This window comes from Stenotrophomonas maltophilia (assembly GCF_013464915.1).
GTDB lineage: Bacteria > Pseudomonadota > Gammaproteobacteria > Xanthomonadales > Xanthomonadaceae > Stenotrophomonas > Stenotrophomonas maltophilia_AT.
The window spans coordinates 19,853-37,257 of record NZ_RAVT01000058.1; the positions used below are offsets into that span (position 1 = coordinate 19,853).

Consider the following 17,405-nt stretch of genomic DNA (forward strand, 5'->3'; position numbering starts at 1 on the left):
GTATCCCTGGCGTCGGGTGGGGGCAAGGCGCGGCCGCTCTGGTCGCGTCGTCGCGGGAATCTGGGGTGATCAGCCGCCGGTGGCGGCCTGTTCACGGTGCCAGCGCATCCACTGCGCCAGCTCGTGGGAAGAAGGGGTGGCCAGTGCGTCCAGCGCGGCGATCACCGCCTGCTGGTTGGTTTCGGGGTGGTTCTGGCTGAGTTTCAGCTTCAGCTGTACGTGTTCGACCTGGAAGCGGAAGCCGACGATGGCGCGCAGCTCGGGGCCATGCTCGGCACGCGAGGCATCGAACTGCCAGGCCTGGCCGACGCTGGCCTCGAAGCGGTCGCTGATCGCGCCGACCAGCCCGGCCAGCGAATCGGTGTCGTCGAAGGTCTGCAGCTGGCCACGCAGCTCGGCGGCGGCGTAGTTCCAGGTGGGTACCCGCGCGGCGGGCTCCTTGTCCGGATACCAGCTGGCCGAGACATAGCCATGCGGGCCGTCGACCAGCACCTTGGCCGCGCCGCGGTGGCGCGACTGCGGGTTGGCACGGGCCCAGTGGCCGCGCAGTTCGATGTGTTCGCCGTCGCGGTGGTACAGCACCGGCATCCGGGTCAGCTCGGGCAGGCCGTCGCTGCCGACGGTGAGCACGGTGACGAACGGGTCACGCACCAGCAGGCGATCCAGCCAGAGCAGGTCGGTCTCGGCGAAGGCGCGTGGGGTGAACATGCCGGGGTCAGGCGCGCCCGCCCAGCGACTGGATCATGCGGCCACGCAGGCCCTCGTCGCTGTCGGCCTGCGGCGGCTGCACTTCGTGCAGGCTGAAGCCGCGCACCAGCGCGTCCTCCTCGTCCAGGCCGTCGTACTCGACGAACTCGGCGTCGAACAGCTGCGAACGGGCGGTGTCTTCGCTGTCATAGCTCAGCGTGTTGCCATCGCTGTCGAGCACTTCGGCGGTGCCGGCCGGGCGCACGCGCAGGCGCGCCCAGATCAGGGTGTTGCCGAGGCTGGCCAGCCACCAGCTGTCGCGCGAGGCGGTGATGTCATTCATGAGCGTATTACCAGAGCGAGGCCAGCCAGAGCAGGGCGGCCATGCCCAGTCCGGCCAGCAGGGTCAGCAGCGATACCCAGGCCGGCGTCGCCAGCCCGGACAGCGAGCGGTCCGGCTGCTGGCGATAGTCGCGGCGCAGCAGCCAGGCCAAGGCATCGGGCTTGAGGAAGGCGCCGCTGCCGAAGCGCGCGGCGAGCGCCGGATGGCGGTCGCGCACATGCACCAGGGTCAGCGGCCAGAAGATCACGAAGGCACTGAACCCGGCCACTGCAACGCCGACGAAACAGAGGGCGAAGAACAGGGTCATGGGGGCAGTACCTCCGTGGTCGTATGGGGCTTAGAAGTCCGCGCTGCCCGGGGCGCGCGGGTAGGGGATCGCATCGCGGATGTTGGACAGCCCGCAGACGTAGACCACCAGGCGTTCGAAGCCCAGGCCGAAGCCGGCGTGCGGCACCGAACCGTAGCGGCGGAAATCGCGGTACCAGCTGTAGTGCTCGCGATCCAGGCCGAACTGGGCCATGCGCGCGTCCAGCACGTCCAGGCGCTCTTCGCGCTGGCTGCCGCCGATGATCTCGCCGATGCCCGGGGCCAGCACGTCCATCGCGGCAACGGTTTTGCCGTCGTCGTTCAGGCGCATGTAGAAGGCCTTGATGTGCTCCGGATAGTTGGTGACCACCACCGGGCGGCCGACGTGTTCCTCGGTCAGCCAGCGCTCGTGCTCGGTCTGCAGGTCCAGGCCCCATTCGACCGGGAAGTCGAACTTCCTGCCGGACTTCTGCAGCAGGCTGACCGCGTCGGTGTAGTCGATGCGCTCGAACGGCGCGTTGATGAAGTCTTCCAGCTTGGTGATCGCGTTCTTGTCCACGCGCTCGGCGATGAAGGCCAGGTCGTCGCCACGCTCGTTCAGCACCGCGCGGAACAGGTACTTCAGGAACTCTTCGGCCAGGCGCGCATCTTCGGCCAGGTCGGCGAAGGCGATTTCCGGCTCGATCATCCAGAATTCCGCCAGGTGGCGGGTGGTGTGGCTGTTCTCGGCGCGGAAGGTCGGGCCGAAGGTGTAGACCTTGCTCAGCGCCAGGCAGTAGGCCTCGACGTTCAGCTGGCCGGACACGGTCAGGAAGGTTTCCTTGCCGAAGAAGTCGCGGCTGAAATCGATCGCGCCCTTCTCGTCGCGCGGCAGGTTCACCATGTCCAGGGTGGACACGCGGAACATCTGGCCGGCGCCTTCGGCGTCGGAGGTGGTGATGATCGGGGTGCTGATCCAGTTGAAGCCGTTCTCGTGGAAGAAACGGTGCACGGCCTGGGCCAGGCAGTTGCGGATGCGGGTGACCGCACCGAACAGGTTGGTGCGCGGGCGCAGGTGTGCCACTTCGCGCAGGAACTCCGGCGACATCGGCTTGGGCTGGATCGGGTAGGTCAGCGGGTCTTCGACCCAGCCGACCACTTCCAGCGCGCTGGCCTGGATCTCGAACGACTGGCCCTTGCCCTGCGACTTCACCAGCGTGCCGGTGGCGATGACCGAGCAGCCGCTGGTCAGGCGCTTGATCTCGTCGAAGTTGGCCAGGGTGTCGTTGGCCACGACCTGGATCGGGGCGAAGCAGGAGCCGTCGCTCACATTCACGAAGGCCAGATTCGCTGAACCGCGCACCGTGCGCACCCATCCGCGTACCGTGACTTCGCCGCCTTCCGGGATCTTCCCGGCAAGCGCATGTTCAACGCTGACCACCGTCATGACTTGAATCCTCTGCTGATCGACTCGATCTGTGAACACGGGAGTTTACCGGTTGCAGCGTTCCGCTTGCGAGGCATTTTTCGTGGCAACGGCTCCTTATAATGTCCCCGTACCTCTGGAGTAGCCCCATGGCCGTCAGCCTGACCCCCATTGCCTTCGAGCGCGTGCAGCGCTTCGTCGCCCAGACCCCCGGCGCGCTGGGCCTGCGTTTCGGCGTGACCAAGACCGGCTGCTCCGGCTGGGGCCACGTGACCGACCTGGCCCGCGACGAGCGCGAGGGCGACACCGTGTTCGACCAGGACGGCGTGAAGATCTATGTCGATGCCAAGAGCCTGGCGCTGGTGGACGGCACCGTGATCGACTTCGGCAAGCATGGCCTGAGCGAGACGTTCACGTTCAGCAACCCCAATGCCACCGCTGAGTGTGGCTGCGGCGAGAGCTTCACCACCGACGCCGACAAGGCCTGAGGGCTGGTTCTGGCATCCGCCGGGCGAGGCCCGGCGCTACCGGGGGCTGCCCTTGTAGATGCCGACCTTGGTCGGCAGGAAAGGGATCCACGGATGGAACGACCGCTTTTCATTTATCACCCCAACGCCTACGCCCTCTCCTTCGAAGAGGTCGACGGGGCCTGCGACTGCTGCGGTCAGCCGCGCACACTGCGCTACCGGGGGCCGTTCCATTCCGTTCTGAGCCCCGATTACCTGTGCCCCTGGTGTATCGCCGATGGCAGGGCAGCGGCCAGTTACGAGGGTGAATTCACCGGCTGGAGCGATATCGAAGGGGTGTCTCCGGACCCGGCGGACCCGCCGCCGACCATCGCCCGCGAGCTGCTGCTGGAGATCTGCGAGCGCACCCCGGGCTACTCGTCCTGGCAGCAGTCGGTCTGGCTGAGCCACTGTGAGCGGCCCTGCGCCTTCCTTGGCTACGCCGGCAGCGACGATCTGCTGCCGATCCTCGATCAGGTCCGGCCGGACGTGGTCGAGGTCAATCCGTGCGATGCCGACTGGGTGCTCGAGCACCTGAGCCGGGACGGCATGATGGTGGGCTGCCTGTTCCAGTGCCTGGCCTGCGGCCAGCACCGCCTTCACGTTGATCTGGGATAGCCCGCGGCGGGTTCATTGATCGCCGGGGGCCTGGTAGCGGCCAACCTTGGTTGGCAGGGGGCTGCTCCCCGGTTCAGGTTGCGCTGTGGCCCGCCCGGTTGCCCGGTACCTCCATCTGCGCCATAATGCGCGGCTTCCTGCCTGCCCGGCGGGAATCCTTGCCCCACCGCGGTCTCAACGGCGGGGGGCTGTCCGGCCGCAAGGCCACATCCGAAAGGTAGAAAAAACATGAGTCGTCATTACGAAATCGTGTTCATGGTCCACCCGGACCAGAGCGAGCAGGTCCCGGCCATGATCGAGCGCTACAAGTCGCTGGTCGAGAACGGCAACGGCACCATCCACCGTCTGGAAGACTGGGGCCGCCGCCAGCTGGCGTACCCGATCCAGAACCTGGTGAAGGCCCACTACGTGCTGATGAACATCGAAGCCGACCAGGCCGTTCTGAACGAACTGACCGAGAGCTTCCGCTTCAACGACGCCGTGCTGCGCAACCTGGTCATCAAGCGTGACGAGGCTGACACCGAGCAGTCGCTGATCATGAAGAGCAAGGACGAGAAGGGTGACAAGCCGGAGCGCGGTGAGCGCCGTCGTCGTGACGACGAAGAAGGCGAGTCCAACAACACCGCTGACAACGAAGCCGGCGACGACGCCGCTTCCGCCGCCTAAGGAGCCTTCCCATGTCCAAGTTCTTCCGTCGCCGCAAGTTCTGCAAGTTCACTGCTGAAGGTGTGAAGGAGATCGACTACAAGGATCTCAACACCCTGCGCCAGTACCTGACCGAGAACGGCAAGATCGTGCCGAGCCGCGTCACCGGTACCAAGTCGAAGTACCAGCGCCAGCTGGCGACCGCCGTCAAGCGCGCTCGCTTCCTGGCCCTGATCCCGTACACCGACAACCACGACGTCTGATGCCCGGCGGGGCGGCCCGGTGCCGCCCCCGCTGTGCCAGCTATTCGGACAGCCTTTGTTGCGGGGCTTCGCCTCGCTAACGAATAACTCATCTGGAGCAATACCATGCAGCTGATCCTCCTGCAGAAAGTCACCAACCTCGGCAACCTGGGCGACCTGGTCGACGTGAAGCCGGGCTACGGCCGTAACTTCCTCGTGCCGCAGGGCAAGGCCGTGCCGGCCACCGAGAGCAACAAGGCCGAGTTCGAAGCCAAGCGCGCCGAATACGAAGCCAAGGCCCAGGCCATCCACGCCGACGCTGACGCCCGCAAGGCCAAGCTGGAAGGCGCGAGCGTGACCATCCCGGCCAACGCTTCGACCGAAGGCAAGCTGTACGGCTCGGTCGGCGCCCGCGAAATCGCCGATGCCTTCACCGCTGCCGGCCTGCCGGTCAGCAAGAGCGAAGTCATCCTGGGCGAAGGCGCCTTCCGCAACATCGGCGAATACGACGTGCTGGTCCACCTGCACGCCGACGTCGAGACCACCGTCAAGGTCGTCGTCGTCGCCGAAGCCTGATCCCACGCCGCAAGGCCTGGAATCACCGCAGAACGGGCGCCCGCAAGGGTGCCCGTTTTGTTTTATGGCTCCGTTTCGTGGCGCCGGGCCACGTCCGGCCGACGGGGTGGGGCTGGACAATGTTCCACGCCCATTCGTAGAACACGGCCACATCGGTATACTCAGGGCGTCACACCCGTTCCACGGCCATCGATCCCAACAGGATCAATGACTTGGAGGGTAAACGCAGGCCGCTTGCCGGCCCCAGTCCGGAACCCCTATGCGTCTTTCCACGATCAAGCTGTCCGGCTTCAAGTCGTTCGTCGATCCGACCACCCTGCACCTGCCGACCAACATGACCGGCGTGGTGGGGCCCAATGGCTGCGGCAAGTCGAACATCATCGACGCCGTGCGCTGGGTCATGGGCGAGAGCTCGGCCAGCCGCCTGCGCGGCGACTCGCTGACCGATGTGATCTTCTCCGGTTCCAATGCCCGCAAGCCGGTTTCGCAGGCCACCGTCGAGCTGATCTTCGACAACTCGGACCACACGATCTCGGGCGAGTACGCCTCGTTCAACGAAATCTCGGTCAAGCGCACGGTCAGCCGCGACGGCACCAGCAACTATTACCTCAACGGCACCAAGTGCCGCCGCCGTGACATCACCGACCTGTTCCTCGGCACCGGCCTGGGCCCGCGCAGCTACTCGATCATCGAGCAGGGCATGATCAGCCAGATCATCGAGGCGCGCCCGGAAGACCTGCGCGTGTACCTGGAAGAGGCGGCCGGCATCTCCAAGTACAAGGAGCGCCGCAAGGAGACCGAGACCCGCATCCGCCACACCCGCGAGAACCTGGACCGGCTGGGCGACCTGCGCGACGAGATCAGCAAGCAGCTCGAGCACCTCAAGCGCCAGGCCAAGCAGGCCGAGCAGTACCAGGCGCTGCAGGAAGAGCGCCGGGTCAAGGATGCCGAGTGGAAGGCCCTGGAGTTCCGCGGGTTGGACGGTCGCCTGTCCAAGCTGCGCGAAGGGCTGTCGCAGGAAGAGACGAAGCTGCAGCAGCTGATCGCCGACCAGCGTGACGCCGAGGCCCGCATCGAGACCTCGCGCGTTCGACGCGAAGAGGCCGCCGACGCGCTCAACACCGCGCAGGCGGCGGTCTACCAGGTCGGCAGCACGCTGGCGCGCCTGGAACAGCAGATCCAGCACCAGCGCGAGTTGTCGCAGCGCCTGCACAAGGCCCGCGATGAAACCCAGCAGGCCCTGGCCGAACTGGGGCAGCACATCAGTGGCGACGAGGCCAGGCTGATGGTGCTGCGTGAGGCGGTGGAGGCCGCCACTCCGCAGCTGGAAGAGCTGCAGGAAGAAAACGAGATCAAGCAGGAAAGCCTGCGCGAGGCCGAAGACCGGCTGGCCAGCTGGCAGCAGCGCTGGGAACAGCACACCTCGCAGAGTTCGGAGGCCTCGCGCGCCGGCGATGTCGAGCGCACCCGCGTGGATTACCTGGACAAGCAGATCCTCGATGCCGACCGGCGTCGCGAGGCGCTGGCCGTCGAACGCGCCGGGCTGGACGTGGACGCGCTGGAAGAAGCCTTCGAGCAGCTGCACCTGCAGCACGACACGCAGAAGACCGCGCTGGATGAACTGAGCGAAGACGTCGAGCTGCGCAAGCAGGGCGTGGCGGCTGTGCAGGAACAGCAGCGCAATGGCCAGAACGAACTGGCCGAACTGCGCAAGCAGGCCAACGGCCTGCGCGGTCGCCTGGCCTCGCTGGAAACCCTGCAGCAGGCCGCGCTGGGCCAGGAGCAGGGCGCGGCCGTGGCCTGGCTGAAGGCGCGCGGGCTGGATTCGGCGGCGCGTGTCGGCGAACGCCTGGACGTTGATGCCGGCTGGGAAAACGCGGTGGAAAGCGCGCTCGGCCAGTTGATCGAAGGCGTGCTGGTCGATGACCCGGCGAGCCTGGTCGATGCGCTCGGCGAACTGGGCGAGGGCCACATCGCGTTGGTCGCCAACGCCGGTGCCGACTTCAAGGCTGCACCAACGTCGCTGGCTGCACGCGTGCGCGGCCCGGCCGCGATCCGTCGCCTGTTGGCGCACCTGCACGGCGCCAAGGATCTGGCCGAGGCCAAGGCGCTGCAGGCCGGCCTGCCCGAGGGCGATTCGATCATCACCCAGGGCGGTGAGCGCCTGGGCGAGGGCTGGCTGCGTGTTTCGCGGTCCGGCGCGGCCCAGCAGGGCGCGCTGCTGCGCGAACGCGAGATCAATGAACTGCGCGAGCAGATCGAGCAGCTGCAGGACCGCGAAGCCGAGCTGGAAGAACAGCTGGCAGGCTTCCGAGAGCAGTTGCAGGCTGCCGAACAGCAGCGCGAAGACGCGCAGCGTGCGCTGTACCAGGCCCATCGTGCGGTGTCCGAGCTGGCCGGCCAGCTGCAGGGCCAGCAGGGCAAGGTGGAAGCGGCGCGTACCCGCATCGACCGCATCGAAGGCGAACTGAAGCAGCTGCAGGAAACGCTGGAAGCCAACAACGAGCAGGCGCGTGAAGCGCGCTCGCGGTTGGAGAACGCGGTCAGCAGCATGGGTGACCTGGAATCGACCCGGCAGGGGCTGGAGGGCGAGCGCCGCCAGCTGACCGAGGCCCGCGACCTGGCCCGCGACGCCGCACGTGCAGTGCGCGAGCGCTCGCATTCGCTGGCCCTGACCCTGGAATCACAGCGGGCGCAGATGGCCTCGTTGAGCCAGGCGTTGGAACGCATGGGTACCCAGCGCGGGCAGCTGGATTCGCGACTGGGCGAGCTGCATTCGCAGCTGGACGAGGGTGATTCGCCGGTCGAATCACTGCAGGCCGAGCATCAGAACGCGCTGGAAGAACGCGTGCGGGCCGATCGCGTGCTGACCGAGGCGCGCACGCTGCTGGACGGCATCGACGCGGAGCTGCGCAATTACGAACAGACCCGCCACCAGCGCGACGAACAGGCATTGGCCCAGCGTGAGCGCATCTCGCAGCGCAAGCTGGACCAGCAGGCGCTGGTGCTCAGCGCGGACACCCTGCAGGGCGCGGTGGAGAAGGCCGGTTTCGTGCTGCAGGACGTGCTCAACGCACTGCCCGAAGACGCCCGCCTGGGCGACTGGGAGCAGGCCGTGCACCAGATCGATGGGCGCATGCGCCGGCTGGAGCCGGTCAACCTGGCGGCCATCCACGAATACGGCGAGGCGTCGCAGCGCTCGGACTACCTGGATTCGCAGCACACCGACCTGACCACGGCGCTGGAAACCCTTGAGGATGCCATCCGCAAGATCGACCGCGAGACCCGCGGCCGCTTCAAGGACACCTTCGACCGCGTCAACGCCGGCGTGCAGGCGCTGTACCCGCGCCTGTTCGGTGGTGGCCATGCCTACCTGGAACTGACCGGTGAAGACCTGCTCGACACCGGTGTGACCATCATGGCGCGCCCGCCGGGCAAGCGCGTGTCCAGCATTTCGCTGCTGTCCGGTGGCGAGAAGGCGATGACCGCAGTGGCGTTGGTGTTCGCCATCTTCCAGCTGAATCCCGCACCGTTCTGCCTGCTGGACGAAGTGGACGCACCACTGGACGAAGCCAACGTCGGCCGCCTGGCCAACATGGTCAAGGAAATGAGCGAGAAGGTGCAGTTCCTGTTCGTCAGCCACAACAAGGCGACGATGGAGGCCGCCCACCAGCTGTCGGGCGTGACCATGCGCGAACCGGGCGTCAGTCGTCTGGTCAGCGTGGACCTGGAAGAAGCCGCACGATTGGCGGGCGCGGCCTGACGTGCCATCCTAGTTACCTGAATGAACTAGCCGGAGAACCTATCGAATGTCCGACACGGCACTGTTGCGCATCGGCATCCTGGCCGCCGGCCTGCTGTTGATCGCTGCGATCTTCCTGTTTGGCCGTCCGAAGAAGAAGCCCCAGGGGCGCCGCGTGGAAAGCGCGGAACCGACCAGCGGCGAGCGGCGCGAGCCGGTGCTGGGCGATGACGGCGTCACCGTGGCCGATGGCCGCGTCGAGCCGGGCATGGGCGCGGAGGGCGAGCAGGCCGAACTCGGTCTGGGCGAAACCGACCCGGGCGCCAGCGACCTCGGCAAGCGAGCCACCCAGGATTTCGACAAGATCGTCTCGCTGTTCGTGGCCGCCCGGGCTGGCGAACAGCTGCGTGGCGAAGACATCGTGGTGGCGGCGGAGAAGACCGGCTTGGTGTTCGGCCACATGAACGTGTTCCACCGCTTGGTGGAAGGCCACCCCGAGCGCGGCCCGATCTTCTCGATGGCCAGCATCATGAAGCCGGGCAGCTTCGACATGGCCAACATCCGCGCCATGGAGACCCCGGCCATCGCTTTCTTCCTGACCCTGCCGGCGCCGCTGACTGCGCTGGACGCCTGGGAGAAAATGCTGCCGACCGTGCAGCGCATGGCCGAACTGCTGGATGGCGTGGTGCTGGATGACAGCCGCAACGCTCTGGGCCGCCAGCGCATCGCGCACATCCGTGACGAGCTGCGTGCCTACGACCGCCAGCACCAGGCGCCGCCGCTGACCAAGACCCCGCGCTGGTAAAAGCACTCTTTCGGTGTGCCGACCAGCGGTCGGCACCCACAACAGTAGATCCACGCCATGCGTGGATAGGGCGAACCAAGGTTCGCCCCCACCAACAGGGTCAGGCCGGCACGCCGGCCACCTTCGCGAACGCGCGGCGGAACGCGGCCATTTCGTCTTCGGTGCCCACCGTTACCCGCACGCGCTGCGGCCAGATCGGCCAGCTGCGGCCGATGACCACACCGTTGTCCGCCATCGCCTTGGCAAAGGCCGCACCGTCGCGCTGCACATCCACCACGAAGCAGTTTGCTTCCGATGGAACGCAGCTGAAACCGCGCTTGCCCAACCACGCGATGGTGGCCTGGCGTGCCTTGGCATTCTGCAGCCGCCGTTGCGGGATCAGCTGCGGGTCGCGCAGGCTGGCCAGGGCCGCGGCCAGGGCCGGCACCGGTAGCGGGTTGTCGCCCAGGCGGGCCAGTTCGCGCAGGCGGTCGGGATGTGCGGCCGCTACGCCCAGGCGCAGGCCGGCCATGCCGTAAAGCTTGGAGAACGTGCGCAGCACGATCAGGTCATCGCGCTGCGTCACCTGCGCGATCAGGCTCGGCTGCTCGCTGTACTGCAAATACGCCTCGTCCAACAGCACGCGGGTGGAAGCGGGCTTGTGGGCCAGCAGCCAGGCGAGCTCATCCGGTGGGCTGATCGAACCGGTCGGGTTGTTCGGATTGCACACGTACAGCAGGCCGGTCGGGCGTGCGTGTGCGGCGGCGACCATCGCACGCAGGTCGTGTGCACCGTCCTCGCGCAGCGGCACTTTCTGCACGTGTGCACTATGTGCGGCAGCGACCTCGCCCAGCGTCTCGAAGGTCGGGTCGGCCACCACCAGTCCCGCCTGCGGGCCGGTCCATAGCACGGCAGCACGATTCAGCGGTTCGCTGGAGCCCGGATAGAGCCGTACGTGATCAGCTGGAATGCGTGCCTCTTCGATGAAGGCCTCGCGTACCAGTCCGGCCAGCGCGAAACGGTAGCGGCCGCAACCGGCGATGCTGTCGCGTGCCGCCTGCTGGGCGGCGGGCGACGGGCCGTAGGGGCATTCGTTGAAATTCAGCAGCACCGCGCCCTCGGCGGGGGCAGGGGCGGCGGCTGTCGCGGGTTGGGCATGGCCGAGCTGCGGCAGCCCGGTGCCGGCGACGGCGAGGCCAGCACCGGCCAGTTGCAGGAAGCGTCGACGGGAAGCGGGCAGGGTCACGGGCGGGATTCCGAAGGGAAGACCATCGCACGCTAGCGCCGGTGGGGATGGGCGGCAAGCTGCTTTTTGTGGAGTCGAACCATGCTTGATTGCAGATGTGCCAACCAAGGTTGGCACCTGCCAGAGCGGGGGAGTGGTTGGCACGTAGCAGGGCGGGGGAGTGGTTGGCGCCCGCCAGAGCGAGGGAGGACCAGTCGAGCTTGGCTCGACTCTACAAAAGGCGGCGGCGTTACAGGGCCTGACGGTCGGGCGCGGTAGAATCCCCGGCCATCCCAGAACCACCGGATCCCGATGAGCCCCAGCCCCGCCGAACGCGCCGAAGACCTTCGCCGGCAGATCGCCCAGGCCAACCGCGCCTACCACGAGCTGGACGCGCCGGAGATCCCCGACGTCGACTACGACTGGATGGTGCGCGAGCTGGAAGCGCTGGAGCGCGAGCATCCGGAGCTGGCCCGTGCAGACAGCCCGACCCAGCAGGTGGGTGCGCGCCCTTCCGGCCGCTTTCCGGAAGTGCGCCACGCGGTGCCGATGCTGTCGCTGTCCAACGCCTTCAGCGACGAGGAAGTGGCCGACTTCGTGCGCCGCATCGACGAGCGCCTGGGGCGCCGCAGCCTGCAGTTTTCGGCCGAGCCGAAGATGGATGGCCTGGCGATCAGCCTGCGCTATGAGGATGGGCATTTCGTGCTGGGCGCGACCCGTGGCGATGGCAGTACCGGCGAGGACGTGACCGCCAACCTGCGCGAGATCGGCGATGTTCCCAAGCGCCTGCACGGCAAGGATTGGCCGGACGTGCTGGAAGTGCGGGGCGAGGTCTACATGGCCCGCGCCGACTTCGAGGCCTACAACGAACGTGCGCGCCAGCAGGGCGGCAAGGTGCTGGCCAACCCGCGCAACGCCGCGGCCGGTTCACTGCGCCAGCTCGATCCGAAGATCAGCGCGCAGCGCAGGCTGAGTTTCTTCGCCTACGGCACCGGCGAGGTGCAGGGTGGCGAGCTGCCCGACACCCATTCGGGCACGCTGGCCCAGCTCGGCGCCTGGGGATTCCCGGTCAGCGCACTGTGCAAGGTGGTGGAAGGGACCGACGGCCTGCTGGGTTACTACCGCGACATCGGTGAGCGCCGCGACGGCCTGCCGTTCGATATCGATGGCGTGGTCTACAAGCTCGATGACCGCGCCGGCCAGCAGGCGATGGGCTTCGTCTCGCGCGCACCGCGCTGGGCGATCGCGCACAAGTTCCCGGCGCAGGAACAGAGCACGACGGTGGAGGCGATCGAGATCCAGATCGGCCGCACCGGTGCCGCTACGCCGGTCGCGCGACTGGCGCCGGTGGCGGTGGCCGGGGTGATCGTGTCCAACGCCACGCTGCACAACGCCGACCAGATCGCGCGCCTGGACGTGCGTGTCGGCGACAGCGTGATCGTGCGTCGTGCGGGTGATGTCATTCCCGAGGTGGTCAGCGTCATCCTCGACCGCCGCCCGCAGGGCACTACGCCATGGCAGATGCCGACGTGCTGCCCGGTGTGCGGCTCGGAAATCGTGCGCGAGGAAGGTGCAGCCGCATGGCGCTGCTCGGGCGAACTGTCCTGCCCGGCGCAGCGCAAGGAAGCCATTGCCCATTTCGCCTCGCGCCGCGCGATGGACATCGACGGCCTGGGCGACAAGTACATTGAAACCCTGGTCGACGCTGGCATCGTCAAGAGCGTGGCCGACCTGTACCGGCTCAACCGCGACCAGCTGCTGCACCTGAAGCTGGTGCTGGATGCCGAGGATCCGTCGGCACTGGCCGCTGCGCTGAAGCTGCATTTACCCGCCGAGGGCAGTGGCGTGGTGCTCAATGCAGTGCTCAAGCTGGATGGCAACGATCCGGGCTGGCGCGCGCAGGCGCTGGCGCAGCCGGCCAGTTTCGAATGGAACACGAAGAAGATCGCCACCAAGTGGGCCGACAACCTGATCGCGGCGATCGACGCCAGCCGAGCCGCCACGCTGGAGCGCCTCCTGTTCGCGCTCGGCATCGAGCATGTGGGCGAAAGCACGGCCAAGGCGCTGGCGCAGTGGTTCGGTGACCTGGAGCTGATCCGCCACCTGCCATGGCCGTTGTTCAAGCGCGTGCCGGACATCGGTGGCGAAGTGGCGCGTTCACTCGGCCACTTCTTCGAGCAGCAGGGCAACCAGCAGGCCATCGACGATCTGCTGCAGGTCGGGCAGGTGCGCATCAGCGATGTACACGCGCCCAGCGCCAAGCTGCGCGAGGGCCTGGATCTGGCGCAGCTGCTGGTCGAGTCGGAGATCCCGGGCATCACCCGCCTGCGTGCGGAGAAGCTGGTGGCTGCATTGCCGGGCGCTCAGGCGGTGCTGGATGCCGAGCATGGACAGTTCGTCAACGCCGGGTTGCCGGACGACACCGCGCGTGGCCTCGCCCAGTGGCTGGACAGTGAGGGCCATGGCGCGATGCTGCTGGCGGCCGAGAAGGCGATGCAGCAGATCCTGGCCAAGGCGCCGGCGCTGGCCGAGATCGTGGCCGGTCCGCTGGATGGGCAGACCGTGGTGCTGACCGGAACCTTGGCCCAGCTTACCCGCGATGCCGCCAAGGAGCGCCTGGAGGCCCTCGGTGCCAAGGTGTCCGGCAGCGTGTCGAAGAAGACCAGTTTCGTGGTGGCCGGCACCGAGGCTGGCTCCAAGCTGGACAAGGCGCAATCGCTGGGCGTGCCGGTATGGGACGAAGACCGTCTGCTGGCCTACCTCGCCGAACACGAATGATGACCCCGCCGGGTGCCTGGCGCCCGGCATGAAACATAAAGGAACACCGATGCAGACCGCCCCGCTGGATTTCCGCCTGGCCACCCGTGCCGACGAGGAGCTGCTGATCGCGTTGATGCGCGAGTTCTACGCCGAAGACAGGATCGATTTCGACGACGCGCGCGTGCGTCGCGGCGTGGATGCGCTGCTGGCCGATCCGCGCAACGGCGAAGTGCTGCTGTGGCTGGACGAGGCGGCTGAAGTGGTCGGCTATGCGGTGATCGCGATGGGCTTCAGCCTGGAGCAGGGCGGCCACTTCATGCTGCTGGACGAGCTGTACCTGGCCCACCGTGCACGCGGTCGTGGCCGCGGCAAGCAGGCGCTGGCGATCTGCGAGCAACGTGCGCGCGGCCGTGGCGTCAGCCGCCTGCGCCTGGAAGTGAACCACCACAATGAGCTGGCCCGTCGCCTCTACCTGGCGAGCGGTTACATCGATGACACCCGCGATCTGCTGACCCTGCCGCTGGACCACCCGCGCCCGGAGGGCATCCTGTGAGCGAGGCCCTGCTGCGCGCGCTGCAGCAGCGCGCCGCGCTCAATGCGCTGGTGCGCCGCTTCTTCGCCGAACGCGATGTGCTGGAAGTGGAAACGCCGATCCTGTCGGTGGCCGGCAATACCGAGCCGAACATCGACAGCTTCCATACCGATTTCAGCGGGCATGTCGATGCCGGTGGCCGTCGGCGTTGGCTGCGCACCTCGCCGGAGTATCCGCTCAAGCGACTGCTGGCGGCAGGCGTGGGCGACTGCTACGAGCTGGGGCGGGTGTTCCGCAACGGGGAAGCGGGTGGTCGCCACAACCCGGAATTCACCATGCTGGAGTGGTACCGGGTCGGCTGGGACCACCACCGGTTGGTGCAGGAGACCGCCGAGCTGGTCGGCCAGGCGCTGGCCCTGGTCGGACGCCGTGCAACGCTGCGTGTGCTGAGTTACCGCGAGCTGTTCCAGCAGCATGTGGGCGTGGACCCGTTCGAGGCCGACGAAGCCGCGCTGCGCGTTGCGCTTGGCGACGTGCACATCGACCCGGTCGGGTTGACCCGTGATGACTGGCTGGACCTGTTGATGACCCACCACATCCAGCCGCAGTTCGATGACGCGGTCATGACCGTGGTCCACGATTGGCCGGCCAGCCAGGCCGCGCTGGCCCGCATCCGTGCCGGCACGCCGCCGCTGGCCGAGCGTTTCGAGCTGTATCTGGGCGCGGTGGAGCTGGCCAACGGCTATCACGAACTGAACGACGCGCAGGAGCAGCGCACGCGCTTCCAGCGTGACCAGCAGCGCCGACACGAACGCGGCCAGGTGCAGCCGGCGCTGGACGAGGCGCTGCTGGCTGCGCTGCCATCGATGCCGGCGTGCGCGGGCGTGGCGGTGGGTGTGGATCGCCTGCTGATGGCGATGAACCGCACGCCGCGCATCGCCGACGTGCTGGCCTACGACTTTGCCCACGCATGAGCGACGTGCGTTCCTGAACGTCGAAGACTGAACGGAATTCCGCGTTTCCGCGCTTGCTTCGGTAAGCAGGATGATGCTCTTATCACGGCAGATGCCGGACACTGGCACGCAGTTCATCCATTCCTGCTGGGGAAGGCTTTGGTCAAGTGGTTTGCGGTTGTTGCTGCACCGGTGTACTCCATCGCGCTCTGGGGTGCCTGGCTGCCGTCATCGGCATCTGCCCAGCAGGCCGGCTACGACGGTGAAGTGGTGACCTGTGAATCACGCGACATGGGCTGGGTGCATTGCGATATCGATGTCAGCAACGGCATCGACCTGGTGCGCCAGCTCTCCAACAGCAGCTGCATCCGTGGCAGCGAATGGGGCACCGACCGCAGTGGCGTGTGGGTCACGCTGGGCTGCCGCGCCGAGTTCCGCGCGCGCCGCGCTGCGGGTGCCGCGCCGGCAGCCAGCGAGGGCAAGCGCCTGGTCCGTCGCGTGGTGCGATGTGAATCCAATGGCCGCCCGCAGAGCTGCCCGGTGCGCCTGGATGGCGCGCCAGTTCGCCTGCTGCGCCAGCTGTCGGCGCTGCCATGCCGCGAAGGACAGGGCTGGGGCTACAAGCGCAATGAAGTCTGGACCAGCCGCGGTTGCCAGGGGGACTTCGAAGTGGCTGACGAGGATGGCCGATTCGTTGACGTGCCACGCCGGCTGACCTGTGAATCGAAGTCGAAGAAGCGCCGCTTCTGCGGTGCCAGCATCTCGGTCGGTGCCGCTGTCTTCGAGCAGCTGTCCAGCACGCCGTGCGAGGAAGGCAGTACCTGGGGCTGGAGTCGCAACGGCATCTGGGTGGACGGCGGCTGCCGCGCCGAATTCTCGGTGAATTGAGCCCGGGCGGGCTCCAACCCCGGGGGGCGTGGCTCTACAATGGGCCCATGAACACTGCCTCCGACATCGACTACGCCCGTTACGATCACATCCGCCCGATCCTGTGGACCGGCGATGCCCTGCAACTGCTGGACCAGCGCAAGCTGCCGTTCGTGGTCGAGCATGTGGTCTGCCATGACAGTGACGAAGTGGCTGCGGCCATCCACGCGTTGACCGTGCGTGGTGCGCCGGCCATCGGCATCGCCGCCGCCTGGGGCGTGGTGCTGGCGGCGCGCGAAGTGCAGGCCGCCGACGGTGCACATGCCCTGCAGCAGCTGGAGCCGGCGCTGCAGCGCCTGAACGCCTCGCGCCCGACCGCCGTCAATCTGGCCTGGGCGCTGGCGCGCATGCGCCGTTGCCTGAATGCCGCCGGTGCTGACTGGAAGGCGACGCTGGAGGCGGAAGCGCAGGCCATTGCCGAGGAAGACCTGGCCGCCAACCGCCACATGGGCGCGCTGGGCGCAGGCCTGATCGAAGCCGGCAGCGGCGTGCTGACCCATTGCAACACCGGCTCGCTGGCCACAGCGGGCTTCGGCACCGCGCTGGGCGTGATCCGTGCCGGCATGGCCCAGCACCGCATCGCCCGCGTGTTCGCCGGCGAGACCCGGCCGTGGCTGCAGGGTGCGCGCCTGACCGTGTGGGAGCTGCAGCAGGACGGCATCGACGCCACCCTGATCGCCGACTCGGCCGCCTCGCACCTGATGAAGACCGGTGCCGTGCAGTGGGTGATCGTCGGTGCCGACCGCATCTGCGCCAACGGCGATACCGCCAACAAGATCGGGACCTACCAGCTGGCCATCGCCGCGCGCCATCACGGCGTGAAGTTCATGGTCGTGGCGCCGTCCTCGACGGTGGACATGGACACCGTTGACGGCAGCCAGATCGAGATCGAGCAGCGCGATCCGGGCGAGCTGTACGGTGTGGGCGGCACCCGCACCGTGGCCGAGGGCATTGCTGCCTGGAATCCGGTGTTCGACGTCACCCCGGGCGAGCTGATCGACGCCATCGTGACCGAGCGCGGCGTGATCCTGAGCCCGACTGCCGAGAACATGCGCGCCGCCTTCGGCGGCTGAGGCCGGTGCGGGGKGGGGGGGGGGGGGGGGGGGGGGGGGGGGGGGGCGCCCGCGCGCGCGGGGGGGGGGGGGGGGGGCCGG

Annotated in this window: 17 protein-coding genes; 12 read left to right on the plus strand and 5 right to left on the minus strand. The window is 67.6% G+C overall.

Annotated features, from left to right (window positions below; translation table 11 throughout):
* Window positions 1-69: 69 nt before the first annotated feature.
* The 4 genes from D7T59_RS18550 to asnS are packed head-to-tail and all read right to left on the minus strand — an operon-like array spanning window position 70 to window position 2,762.
* A complete protein-coding gene (locus tag D7T59_RS18550; protein ID WP_164135878.1) occupies window positions 70-708 on the minus strand; it encodes an FMN-binding negative transcriptional regulator in 639 nt (212 codons plus the stop codon).
* A gap of 7 nt (window positions 709-715) precedes the next feature.
* A complete protein-coding gene (locus D7T59_RS18555) occupies window positions 716-1,030 on the minus strand; it encodes a hypothetical protein (protein ID WP_006453002.1) in 315 nt (104 codons plus the stop codon).
* Between the two features lie 7 nt (window positions 1,031-1,037).
* Window positions 1,038-1,337 carry a hypothetical protein gene (locus D7T59_RS18560; RefSeq protein WP_005410232.1) on the minus strand — a complete coding sequence of 100 codons (300 nt, stop codon included), beginning with the start codon at window positions 1,335-1,337 and terminating at the stop codon, window positions 1,038-1,040.
* Between the two features lie 30 nt (window positions 1,338-1,367).
* Entirely contained in the window at window positions 1,368-2,762 is a 1,395-nt protein-coding gene (gene asnS, locus D7T59_RS18565) for an asparagine--tRNA ligase (RefSeq protein WP_164135876.1), read from the minus strand.
* Between the two features lie 128 nt (window positions 2,763-2,890).
* On the opposite strand from asnS, the gene D7T59_RS18570 reads away from it, so the two are divergent.
* The 7 genes from D7T59_RS18570 (at window position 2,891) to zipA (ending at window position 9,875) form a co-directional block, all read left to right on the plus strand.
* On the plus strand, window positions 2,891-3,229 hold the full coding sequence (locus D7T59_RS18570; protein ID WP_006452998.1) for a HesB/IscA family protein: 339 nt from the start codon (window positions 2,891-2,893) through the stop codon (window positions 3,227-3,229).
* A gap of 93 nt (window positions 3,230-3,322) precedes the next feature.
* Window positions 3,323-3,865: a CbrC family protein gene (locus D7T59_RS18575; RefSeq protein ID WP_180853209.1), complete on the plus strand. Its 543-nt coding sequence runs from the start codon at window positions 3,323-3,325 to the stop codon at window positions 3,863-3,865.
* A gap of 228 nt (window positions 3,866-4,093) precedes the next feature.
* The gene (rpsF, locus tag D7T59_RS18580; protein ID WP_005410228.1) at window positions 4,094-4,531 is read left to right on the plus strand and encodes a 30S ribosomal protein S6; all 438 of its coding nucleotides are present in this window, start codon (window positions 4,094-4,096) and stop codon (window positions 4,529-4,531) included.
* Between the two features lie 11 nt (window positions 4,532-4,542).
* Entirely contained in the window at window positions 4,543-4,773 is a 231-nt protein-coding gene (gene rpsR, locus D7T59_RS18585; RefSeq protein WP_002804494.1) for a 30S ribosomal protein S18, read from the plus strand.
* A 105-nt stretch (window positions 4,774-4,878) separates the two neighbouring features.
* Entirely contained in the window at window positions 4,879-5,328 is a 450-nt protein-coding gene (gene rplI / locus D7T59_RS18590) for a 50S ribosomal protein L9 (protein WP_014037734.1), read from the plus strand.
* A 259-nt stretch (window positions 5,329-5,587) separates the two neighbouring features.
* Entirely contained in the window at window positions 5,588-9,091 is a 3,504-nt protein-coding gene (smc, locus tag D7T59_RS18595) for a chromosome segregation protein SMC (protein WP_180853210.1), read from the plus strand.
* A gap of 46 nt (window positions 9,092-9,137) precedes the next feature.
* The gene (zipA, locus tag D7T59_RS18600; RefSeq protein WP_164135873.1) at window positions 9,138-9,875 is read left to right on the plus strand and encodes a cell division protein ZipA; all 738 of its coding nucleotides are present in this window, start codon (window positions 9,138-9,140) and stop codon (window positions 9,873-9,875) included.
* Between the two features lie 100 nt (window positions 9,876-9,975).
* Here the strand turns inward: zipA and D7T59_RS18605 are convergent, their stop codons facing one another.
* Window positions 9,976-11,100 (minus strand): pyridoxal phosphate-dependent aminotransferase, encoded by a 1,125-nt coding sequence (locus tag D7T59_RS18605; protein WP_180853211.1) that lies wholly within the window; start codon window positions 11,098-11,100, stop codon window positions 9,976-9,978.
* Window positions 11,101-11,385: 285 nt separating this feature from the next.
* Here D7T59_RS18605 and ligA point away from each other — a divergent pair, with 285 nt between their 5' ends.
* The 5 genes from ligA (at window position 11,386) to mtnA (ending at window position 17,324) form a co-directional block, all read left to right on the plus strand.
* Window positions 11,386-13,857, plus strand: coding sequence for an NAD-dependent DNA ligase LigA (gene ligA / locus D7T59_RS18610; RefSeq protein ID WP_180853215.1), 2,472 nt, complete (start codon window positions 11,386-11,388; stop codon window positions 13,855-13,857).
* Between the two features lie 49 nt (window positions 13,858-13,906).
* Window positions 13,907-14,392 (plus strand): GNAT family N-acetyltransferase, encoded by a 486-nt coding sequence (locus tag D7T59_RS18615; protein WP_106551333.1) that lies wholly within the window; start codon window positions 13,907-13,909, stop codon window positions 14,390-14,392.
* Entirely contained in the window at window positions 14,389-15,345 is a 957-nt protein-coding gene (gene epmA / locus D7T59_RS18620; RefSeq protein WP_180853212.1) for an EF-P lysine aminoacylase EpmA, read from the plus strand. Before D7T59_RS18615 ends, epmA begins: the two co-directional genes overlap by 4 nt.
* 138 nt (window positions 15,346-15,483) lie before the next feature.
* Window positions 15,484-16,212 (plus strand): DUF3011 domain-containing protein, encoded by a 729-nt coding sequence (locus tag D7T59_RS18625; protein WP_099552365.1) that lies wholly within the window; start codon window positions 15,484-15,486, stop codon window positions 16,210-16,212.
* Window positions 16,213-16,259: 47 nt separating this feature from the next.
* Window positions 16,260-17,324: an S-methyl-5-thioribose-1-phosphate isomerase gene (gene mtnA / locus D7T59_RS18630; RefSeq protein WP_180853213.1), complete on the plus strand. Its 1,065-nt coding sequence runs from the start codon at window positions 16,260-16,262 to the stop codon at window positions 17,322-17,324.
* Window positions 17,325-17,405: the final 81 nt, after the last annotated feature.

Bases quoted from the DNA above. Each gene is read 5' to 3' on its own strand.
- D7T59_RS18570 (WP_006452998.1), top strand. From the start codon at position 2,891: ATGGCCGTCAGCCTGACCCCCATTGCCTTCGAGCGCGTGCAGCGCTTC.
- rpsR (WP_002804494.1), top strand. From the start codon at position 4,543: ATGTCCAAGTTCTTCCGTCGCCGCAAGTTCTGCAAGTTCACTGCTGAA.
- rpsF (WP_005410228.1), top strand. From the start codon at position 4,094: ATGAGTCGTCATTACGAAATCGTGTTCATGGTCCACCCGGACCAGAGC.
- D7T59_RS18555 (WP_006453002.1), bottom strand. From the start codon at position 1,030: ATGAATGACATCACCGCCTCGCGCGACAGCTGGTGGCTGGCCAGCCTC.
- D7T59_RS18560 (WP_005410232.1), bottom strand. From the start codon at position 1,337: ATGACCCTGTTCTTCGCCCTCTGTTTCGTCGGCGTTGCAGTGGCCGGG.
- D7T59_RS18575 (WP_180853209.1), top strand. From the start codon at position 3,323: ATGGAACGACCGCTTTTCATTTATCACCCCAACGCCTACGCCCTCTCC.
- rplI (WP_014037734.1), top strand. From the start codon at position 4,879: ATGCAGCTGATCCTCCTGCAGAAAGTCACCAACCTCGGCAACCTGGGC.
- smc (WP_180853210.1), top strand. From the start codon at position 5,588: ATGCGTCTTTCCACGATCAAGCTGTCCGGCTTCAAGTCGTTCGTCGAT.
- D7T59_RS18615 (WP_106551333.1), top strand. From the start codon at position 13,907: ATGCAGACCGCCCCGCTGGATTTCCGCCTGGCCACCCGTGCCGACGAG.
- asnS (WP_164135876.1), bottom strand. From the start codon at position 2,762: ATGACGGTGGTCAGCGTTGAACATGCGCTTGCCGGGAAGATCCCGGAA.
- zipA (WP_164135873.1), top strand. From the start codon at position 9,138: ATGTCCGACACGGCACTGTTGCGCATCGGCATCCTGGCCGCCGGCCTG.
- mtnA (WP_180853213.1), top strand. From the start codon at position 16,260: ATGAACACTGCCTCCGACATCGACTACGCCCGTTACGATCACATCCGC.
- D7T59_RS18550 (WP_164135878.1), bottom strand. From the start codon at position 708: ATGTTCACCCCACGCGCCTTCGCCGAGACCGACCTGCTCTGGCTGGAT.